The organism is Virgibacillus siamensis (assembly GCF_039522605.1).
GTDB lineage: Bacteria > Bacillota > Bacilli > Bacillales > Amphibacillaceae > Lentibacillus > Lentibacillus siamensis.
Window position 1 is genome coordinate 537,411 of sequence record NZ_BAAADS010000001.1, and the last position, 8,411, is coordinate 545,821.

Annotated in this window: 6 protein-coding genes; 2 read left to right on the forward strand and 4 right to left on the reverse strand. The window is 45.3% G+C overall.

Annotation, left to right across the window (positions count from 1 at the left end; all coding sequences use genetic code 11):
- Positions 1-25 precede the first annotated feature (25 nt).
- The 4 genes from hutH to hutG are packed head-to-tail and all read right to left on the reverse strand — an operon-like array spanning position 26 to position 5,422.
- Positions 26-1,543: a histidine ammonia-lyase gene (hutH, locus tag ABD010_RS02510; protein ID WP_343809977.1), complete on the reverse strand. Its 1,518-nt coding sequence runs from the start codon at positions 1,541-1,543 to the stop codon at positions 26-28.
- Positions 1,540-2,811, reverse strand: a complete 1,272-nt coding sequence (gene hutI / locus ABD010_RS02515; protein WP_343809979.1) for an imidazolonepropionase — start codon at positions 2,809-2,811, stop codon at positions 1,540-1,542. Before hutI ends, hutH begins: the two co-directional genes overlap by 4 nt.
- A gap of 3 nt (positions 2,812-2,814) precedes the next feature.
- The gene (gene hutU, locus ABD010_RS02520) at positions 2,815-4,488 is read right to left on the reverse strand and encodes a urocanate hydratase (protein WP_343809981.1); all 1,674 of its coding nucleotides are present in this window, start codon (positions 4,486-4,488) and stop codon (positions 2,815-2,817) included.
- Position 4,489: 1 nt separating this feature from the next.
- Complete coding sequence (hutG, locus tag ABD010_RS02525) at positions 4,490-5,422, reverse strand: formimidoylglutamase (RefSeq protein ID WP_343809983.1); 933 nt, start codon at positions 5,420-5,422, stop codon at positions 4,490-4,492.
- 172 nt (positions 5,423-5,594) lie between these two features.
- On the opposite strand from hutG, the gene ABD010_RS02530 reads away from it, so the two are divergent.
- Together ABD010_RS02530 and putP are read left to right on the forward strand one after the other, a co-directional pair.
- A complete protein-coding gene (locus ABD010_RS02530; protein ID WP_343809985.1) occupies positions 5,595-6,482 on the forward strand; it encodes a LysR family transcriptional regulator in 888 nt (295 codons plus the stop codon).
- 322 nt (positions 6,483-6,804) lie between these two features.
- Positions 6,805-8,274 (forward strand): sodium/proline symporter PutP, encoded by a 1,470-nt coding sequence (putP, locus tag ABD010_RS02535; RefSeq protein ID WP_343809987.1) that lies wholly within the window; start codon positions 6,805-6,807, stop codon positions 8,272-8,274.
- Positions 8,275-8,411: the final 137 nt, after the last annotated feature.

The window sequence follows — 8,411 nt, forward strand, 5'->3', positions numbered from 1 at the left end:
TACGGTAAATTCGAGTAAAAAATCATTATATATAGGATACTTCCTTCTGTGATTCCCTGTTTGACACTGGATTTAAAGCATTACTGATGGTTTCTATGTCTTCTGAAAACACACGGTCATTCGTAATACTTGGGACAATTTCCCGGAATTCGTTCCATAATTTGTACAATGCCGGTGAGCTTTTATCGACTCCTTTATATTCAACAGCCTGCAACGCACACATGCATTCAATGGAAAGAACGCGCCGTGCATTTTGTATAATCGCTGCGCCGTGTCTTGCAGCAATCGTTCCCATGCTGACATGGTCTTCCTGATTTGCCGAGGATGGAATCGAGTCAACACTGGCAGGATGTGCCAACGTCTTATTTTCTGACACAAGGGATGCAGCCGCGTACTGCATGATCATCGCACCGGACTCTAACCCGGGACTCGGACTCAGGAATGGAGGAAGGTCATTCAATTGCGGATTCACCAATCGTTCAATCCGCCGCTCCGAAATATTCGCCAATTCCGCCATTGCGATTTTAAGGAAGTCCATAGCCAAAGCGATTGGCTGGCCATGGAAATTGCCCCCGGATATCACAAGGTCGCCATTATCAAAAATCAATGGATTATCAGTCGCTGCATTCACTTCAATTTCAAGCTTTTCTTTTACATAATCGAGGGTTTGCCAGGTCGCACCATGTACTTGCGGAATACACCGGATCGAATAGGCATCCTGAACCCGTTTTTCTCCCTGGCGTGTTATCAACATACTTCCATCCAGCCAGCCGTTCATCCGCTCAGCCACCTGCTCTTGCTGCTTATATCCTCTCACTTTATGGACGGCCGGATGGAATGCATCGATTATTCCTTCCAGTCCCTCAACCGTCATTGCAGCAATCCATTCACTGTCATATGCCAATTGCTCCGCCTCAATATAACTGATTACGCCCATGGCAGTCATTGCCTGTGTTCCATTAATTAACGCCAATCCCTCTTTTGCTTTGAGCGTAATAGGTTGAATCGCCTCTCTGCTTAAAACATCCAATGCATCGACTGATTCCCCGTCATAATCATACACGTGGCCTTCCCCAACCAAAACAAGTGCCAGATGTGCTAGTGGAGCCAAGTCACCGGATGCACCAAGCGATCCTTGCTGCGGAACAATCGGATGAACCTGTTTATTGATCAGCTCCTGTAAAAGTAATACGACTTCTTCACGTACTCCGGAAAATCCTTTGATTAACGCATTTAATCGAAGTACAAGCATTGTCCTTGATACTACTTCCGGAAAAAGATTGCCGATGCCACATGCATGTGATCGAATCAGATTAAGCTGTAAATCCCCCACGTCTTCTTCATCAATGAGGACATCACTGAACTTTCCAAAACCAGTGTTAATGCCATACACCGTTTTATTTTTGGAAACAATACGCTCAACAGCAAATCTGCTGTTCCGAACATTGTTCATGCTCTTTTCCGCAATCATTACATCTTCCAAATCAACGCAGATTCGTTTTAACTGATCAATTGTCAGTGAATCACCTGTTAATTCAATCATTGGCAATGCCTCCCAACAACCAGCTCCCCATTTTTAACCACCTGATCCACATGATTCATCCCATAGTTATACGACAGCATCAAATGGTTCGGAACATCAAAAATCGCAATGTCTCCCTGTTTTCCCGGCTCCAAACTTCCAATCCGATCTGCACAGCCAATTGCATGGGCAGCATTAACGGTTACGGCAGTTAAAACTTCTTCCGGTGTCATTCCCATTTTGAGGCAACCCAAGTTCATGATGAACTGCAGGGATAATGTCGGCGATGAGCCAGGGTTGGCATCGGTTGACAGTGCAACCGGAACACCTGCATCGATCATTCGTCTTGCCCGTGCAAATTCTGCCATCAGGAAGAATGCTGTACCAGGCAGCAGGACACCAATTACATTTTTCTCAGCCATCTGACGAATCCCTTCATCGGAAGCTTTCAACAAGTGGTCCGCGGAAATTGCACCGACGTCAGCTGCAAGTTCGGCACCGGCGTATGGTTCAATTTCATCCGCATGTATTTTAGGAATCAGGCCGTGTTTTTTGCCTGCTTCCAGAATCCGCCGTGATTGCTCCGGTGTAAATACCCCGCGTTCACAAAAAACATCATTAAATACAGCCAGATTCTTTTCTGCGACTTCCGGAATCATTTCCTGAATGACCCGGTCAACAAATGGCTCCGGATTATCTTTTTCATCCAGTGGTACTGCGTGGGCTCCCATGAATGTAGACACAACATCCAGCTGATGATCCTCATTCAATTGTTTGGCTACTTCCAGCTGTTTCAATTCATGTTCAAGCGTTAATCCATAGCCGCTTTTTGCCTCAACCGTTGTAACACCATACGTGAAAAAGGTGTCCAGACGTTTTTTTGATTCTGCGTAAAGCTGGTCAAAATCCGCCTCCTGCGTTGCCCGGGTTGTAGCATGAATCCCTCCCCCGGCATTCATTATTTCCATATATGTTTTGCCTTGGAGCCGCATGGCATATTCATTTTCCCTTGTTCCGGCGTGCACAAGATGGGTATGCGGGTCAATCAGCCCCGGTGTTACCGTTTTTCCTCTGGCATCGATTTTCTTTGCGCTGTCAATCGTGTCCGCATACTCCGATTTCAGCTCGGAATCCGGACCAACCGCCAAAATCTTGCCATTCCGGATAAGAACACTCCCATTTTCAATAATGTTCAAGTCGCGCATCGCTTCTTTTTTTGCTGGTTTATCCGAATGACCTTTCATCGTGATCACCTGTGATGCATTCGCAATATACAAAATTTCTGCCATGATTTATTCTCCTTTTCCGTCCAACATTGGTATCTTGACATCTTTTTCCCGCGCAGTTTCTTCTGCCAGTTCATAACCTGCATCGACATGGCGTGCAACCCCCATACCGGGATCGGTTGTTAAGACGCGCTCCAGCCTTGCTTCCGCTTCTTTCGTTCCATCCGCAACGATAACCATGCCTGCATGCAGGGAATATCCCATGCCGACACCGCCTCCATGATGAACACTGACCCAGCTTGCTCCGCCGACACTGTTCACAAGTGCGTTTAAGATCGGCCAGTCTGCAACCGCATCACTGCCATCCTTCATTCCTTCCGTCTCGCGGTTCGGTGAAGCAACAGAACCGGAATCCAGATGATCGCGTCCGATTACAATCGGTGCCTTTATTTCACCGCTTGCAACCATGTCATTGATGATCTTGCCAAATCGGGCACGTTCCCCATATCCCAGCCAGCAAATTCGGGACGGGAGACCTTGAAAACTGATTTTTTCCCGCGCCATGCGAATCCAGTTGCAAAGCGATTCATTATAGCTGAACTCCCGCAAAATGACTTCATCCGTTTTATAAATATCTTCCGGGTTACCTGATAATGCCACCCAGCGAAACGGTCCTTTTCCCTCGCAAAATTGCGGTCGGATGTAGGCGGGAACAAAGCCCGGAAAATCAAAAGCATTCTTGATTCCCTCATCCTTGGCCACTTGCCTGATATTGTTGCCATAATCAAACGTGACAGCGCCTTTTTGCTGCATCGCAAGCATTGCTTCCACGTGCTTGGCAATACTTTTTCTGGAAAGCTTTGTATAGTTTTCCGGATCTTTTTTGCGCAAATCAGCCGCTTCTTCCGTTGACATATTAACCGGTACATAGCCATTTTTCGGATCATGGGCTGACGTCTGATCAGTCAGCACATCTGGAATAAATCCTGCTGCAATCATCTCAGGTAAAATTTCCGCTGCATTCCCCAAGAGACCTATCGAGAGAGCTTTTCCGGAATCACGGGCTTCTTGTGCCATCCGGATTGCTTCACTTAAATCATCCGCCTGTATATCCAGGTATTTCGTTTCCAGACGGCGGTCTATCCGGTGCTGATCAACCTCGATTGCGATACAAACCCCTTCGTTCAGCGTTACCGCCAGTGGCTGTGCACCGCCCATGCCGCCTAGACCGGCAGTAAGCGAAATAGTTCCTTTTAAACTCCCATCAAAATGCTGACGCCCGCACTCAGCAAACGTTTCATATGTTCCCTGAACAATTCCCTGGCTTCCGATATAAATCCAGCTGCCGGCCGTCATCTGGCCGTACATCATCAAACCCTTTTGATCCAGTTCATTAAAGTGATCCCAGTTAGCCCATGCCGGAACAAGATTCGAGTTGGCAATCAGCACTTTAGGCGCATCTTTATGTGTTTTAAACACAACAACCGGCTTACCCGACTGAACCAGCAATGTTTCATCATCCTCAAGCCGCTTCAATTCCTTCACAATGGCGTTATAGCAATCCCAGTTCCGTGCTGCTTTACCAATTCCGCCATAAACGACCAGCTCATCCGGATTTTCTGCAACTTCCGGGTTGAGATTGTTGCTCAACATGCGCAATGCGGCTTCCTGCAGCCACCCTTTTGTATGAAGTTCAGTCCCCCGATATTGTTGAACATGATTCTTTGCATCCGCTACCATTTTATCTCCCCACTTTCATGTAATGTTGAACTGATGTATGAAAACTGTTCATCGTTTCTGCTGCTAAATATGCAGCGAGTTTTACCGTCTTGCCGTTTTCATCAACACGCGGATTCACTTCTGAAATATCAAAGCTGATGGTTTTTTCAAGTGCAGCTGTATACGTCATGATTTTCTGGACTGTTTTCGGATCAAGTCCCAATGGTGTTGGTGCGCTGACCCCTGGTGCTGCAGATGCCATCATCGAATCCGTACAAAGTGTCAGCAAGATATAGTCATGGTTTTCGGTAAAAGCATCAATCTTCCGCTGCACTTCCTGAAAATTTCCTGCCTCCACTTCCTGTTGCAGCATATAGTGACAGCCCAGTTTATCTGCCGTATCAAACAGCATTTTTGTATTTCCAAATTCCTGCACGCCCAGACACAAATATCCGGCATTCTCGTCCTGCTCCATAATTTGTCTGAACATGGTCCCGGATGATGGCTGTTCATCATTCCGTAAATCAAAATGTGCGTCAATATTAATAATGCCAAGCTTTGAATCCTTGCCTAAAAACTTCCTGACGCCCAAATAATGACCATACAATGTTTCATGCCCGCCACCAATAATGACCGGAGTTGCCGATACGTTTAAAATGTGCTCAACCTGTTCGCCAAGTTCCGTTTGTGCATTTTCCAAATTACCGTTTTCACAAATAACAGTCCCGGCATCGATTACTTCATTATCCAAATGACACGGCAGTTTTGCAAGTGCCTGGCGGATGGCATCCGGAGCCTCACTCGCCCCTTGCCTGCCTTTATTGCGCCGTACACCTTCATCACTGGCGAAACCAATAACAGCGAAAGCGTTGTCATTTTTACCAAAATTACGTATATCCTCAACCTTTACAACCTGATGAAAACGAAATCCGGACGGTTCCTGATCCGAATCCACCCTCCCGCTCCAAAGTTGTTTTTCTGTTGGTTTGTAAATTTTGAATCACCTCTGCATCCTGAATATTTCTGAATACTATAACTTTACATGAAATTATAATAGGATTAAGCTATAAATACCAATACTTATTTTTTATAATTCGATAGATTTTGTTTATAGAGGAGGGAATGGAATGGAAATACGGCAACTGAAATATTTCGCGACTTTGGTTGAGGAAACCACCTATACTCGGGCGGCAGAAAAGCTCCACCTAACCCAGCCTTCATTGACCGCCTCCATGAAAAAACTTGAAAACGAACTGAACTTTGCACTTATTGATAAAAGATACCGAGAATTCCGTTTAACGAATGAGGGGCAAATCCTGTACCAGGAAGCAAAAAAACTGCTTAACCATTATGAACATGTATCACATGAAATGACCCGGTTGAAGGAAGTGGGGCCGCCGAATCTATCCATCGGGCTTATCGAATCATCAATGTTTTTTATCCCAGAAGTTTTGGAGAAATTTAAGCAGGAACAACCGAATGTGAAGGTCAGCCTGTTGGAAACATTAAGTCTCGCTGATGTAACAAAAGCACTCAGCAACTTTGAAATTCATATGGCCATAACAAATCAGTTTATTCAAAATGAGGAAATCGAAACCATTCCCATTTATAATGAGCGGCTGGTCGCATTAATCCCGCCCGGCCATGAACTGGAACATCAGACAAAGATTGGCATAACTGATTTGGAAGGAGAAGATTTCATCGTATGCAAAGAAGGATTCCAAACAAGAAATGATATTGTCGATGCATTTCGTAAAGCGGGTGTCTATTTAAACATCCGATTTGAAATCGAACGTTTCGAAACCGGCTGCAGTCTGGTCGAAAGCGGCCTGGGAATTACTGTATTACCGGAAAATTATGTACGCTTTTCCAAGCGATCACTGCAAACCATGATCAAACCGCTGTACGACTCCAGTATTGCCAGAACGGTATATCTCGCTTACGACAAAAACAGGTACCTGCCGCCTGTCGTGAAACGGTTTATTTCGTTGGTAGAAGAATTTTTTAATGGATAAAAGATTCATCCAATACGCTTTGGTAAATTCATGAAAATAACGCTGCATTCGACAAGAATAGTGCGTTTAACTATTCACAATTTTACTTCTTTAACATGAGCGAAAACCCCCTTCGTTACCGCTCTGTTAGAGTATACGCCCAACTACCGGCCATCCCTCGCTACTTGAATGTATCCCGGTAGAATGGTAGCCTATATAACCGTTGCTGTTCGTGAATGATTTGCTTTTTGTTTATGCATATTTTTAATGGACGGAGCAGTAATACGACGATGCATAACAATATTTATGAAAGCAAACCACATCCTATATGAGGAGGAATTTGGTGCAAGTCGGAATATTCATATCACTGGGCATTTATATGCTTGGGATGTTGTTAATTGGTTACTGGTCCTATCGAAGGACAAAAAATTTATCAGATTATATGTTGGGTGGACGTGATTTAGGTCCGGCCGTTACCGCGTTATCGGCGGGGGCATCAGACATGAGCGGCTGGATGGTTATGGGGCTGCCCGGTGCGATGTACATGACGGGGGCTGCGAGTGCTTGGCTTGCAATCGGGCTTACTGTAGGCGCTTATGTAAACTATTTAATATTGGCACCCAGATTGAGGACGTACACGGAAATTGCAAAAGACTCCATCACGATCCCGGATTATTTGGAAAACCGCTTTTTTGACTCGTCCAACATTTTACGATTGGTCTCCGGCATTTTTATATTAATCTTTTTCATTTTATACGCATCTGCCGGCATGGTTGCAGGCGGAAAGTTATTTGAAAGTGCATTCGGGATGGGATATCACTTCGGACTGTTTCTGACAGTCGGTGTTATCGTCGCATATACACTGTTTGGTGGTTTCCTTGCTGTAAGTATGACAGACTTTGTTCAAGGTATCATTATGTTCACAGCGCTGATTTTAGTACCCATCGTCGCGATTACCGATGTCGGGGGAACACAAACATTGCTTGATGAGTTACAGCGAATTGACCCGTCATTATTGGACTTTTTCAAAGGAGCGTCCTTTGTAACGATTATATCCTTCTTAGCGTGGGGGCTTGGCTACTTTGGACAACCCCACATCATTGTACGGTTTATGGCAATCAAATCAATGAAGGATTTACGATCCGCACGCCGAATTGGAATTGGCTGGATGGCCATCTCCATCATTGGCGCAATGCTCGTCGGCCTTGTTGGGGTTGCTTATTTCAATGGATCAGGTGTCATTAATGATCCGGAGACTGTATTAATTCATTTTGCCGAAGTATTATTTAACCCATATATCACAGGATTTATTTTGGCAGCAATTCTGGCGGCAATCATGAGTACAGTATCTTCACAGCTGCTCGTTACCTCAAGCGCTGTTACGGAAGATTTTTATCGAACTTTCATTAAACGGGGAGCGTCTGACAAGGAGCTTGTTCTTGTCGGAAGGCTGGCAGTCTTAATTGTAGCGATTATTGCCCTGGTGCTTGCCTTTTCACCAAATGACACAATCCTGGGTCTCGTCGGAAACGCATGGGCAGGATTTGGTGCTGCATTTGGGCCAGCTATTTTACTGAGCTTATACTGGAAGCGCATGACAATATGGGGAGCACTAGCAGGTATGGTCGTCGGAGGCCTGACAATTGTTATATGGCTGGTCATTCCAAGCCTGGCAAACTCCGATTTATATGAGTTAATCCCCGGATTCTTCCTAAGTCTCATTGCAATCATTGTCGTCACGTTAATGACAGACAAACCGGAAAAACAAGTTCAGGATCAATTTGAACAAATGGAAGAAAAAATGAAGGAATAGAACAAAGGCGTAAGCGCCCGTTTAGCAACGTACAAACTGTGCCCGCGCATCGCGGGTAGGTCGGCGTTGCCGCGCAAAGCGGCGGTTTTAGCCGATCTTCCTTAAATGAGATAAAGGAAACACGCCCCTTCATAGGG

Bases quoted from the DNA above. Each gene is read 5' to 3' on its own strand.
- hutH (WP_343809977.1), bottom strand. From the start codon at position 1,543: ATGATTGAATTAACAGGTGATTCACTGACAATTGATCAGTTAAAACGA.
- hutI (WP_343809979.1), bottom strand. From the start codon at position 2,811: ATGGCAGAAATTTTGTATATTGCGAATGCATCACAGGTGATCACGATG.
- hutU (WP_343809981.1), bottom strand. From the start codon at position 4,488: ATGGTAGCGGATGCAAAGAATCATGTTCAACAATATCGGGGGACTGAA.
- ABD010_RS02530 (WP_343809985.1), top strand. From the start codon at position 5,595: ATGGAAATACGGCAACTGAAATATTTCGCGACTTTGGTTGAGGAAACC.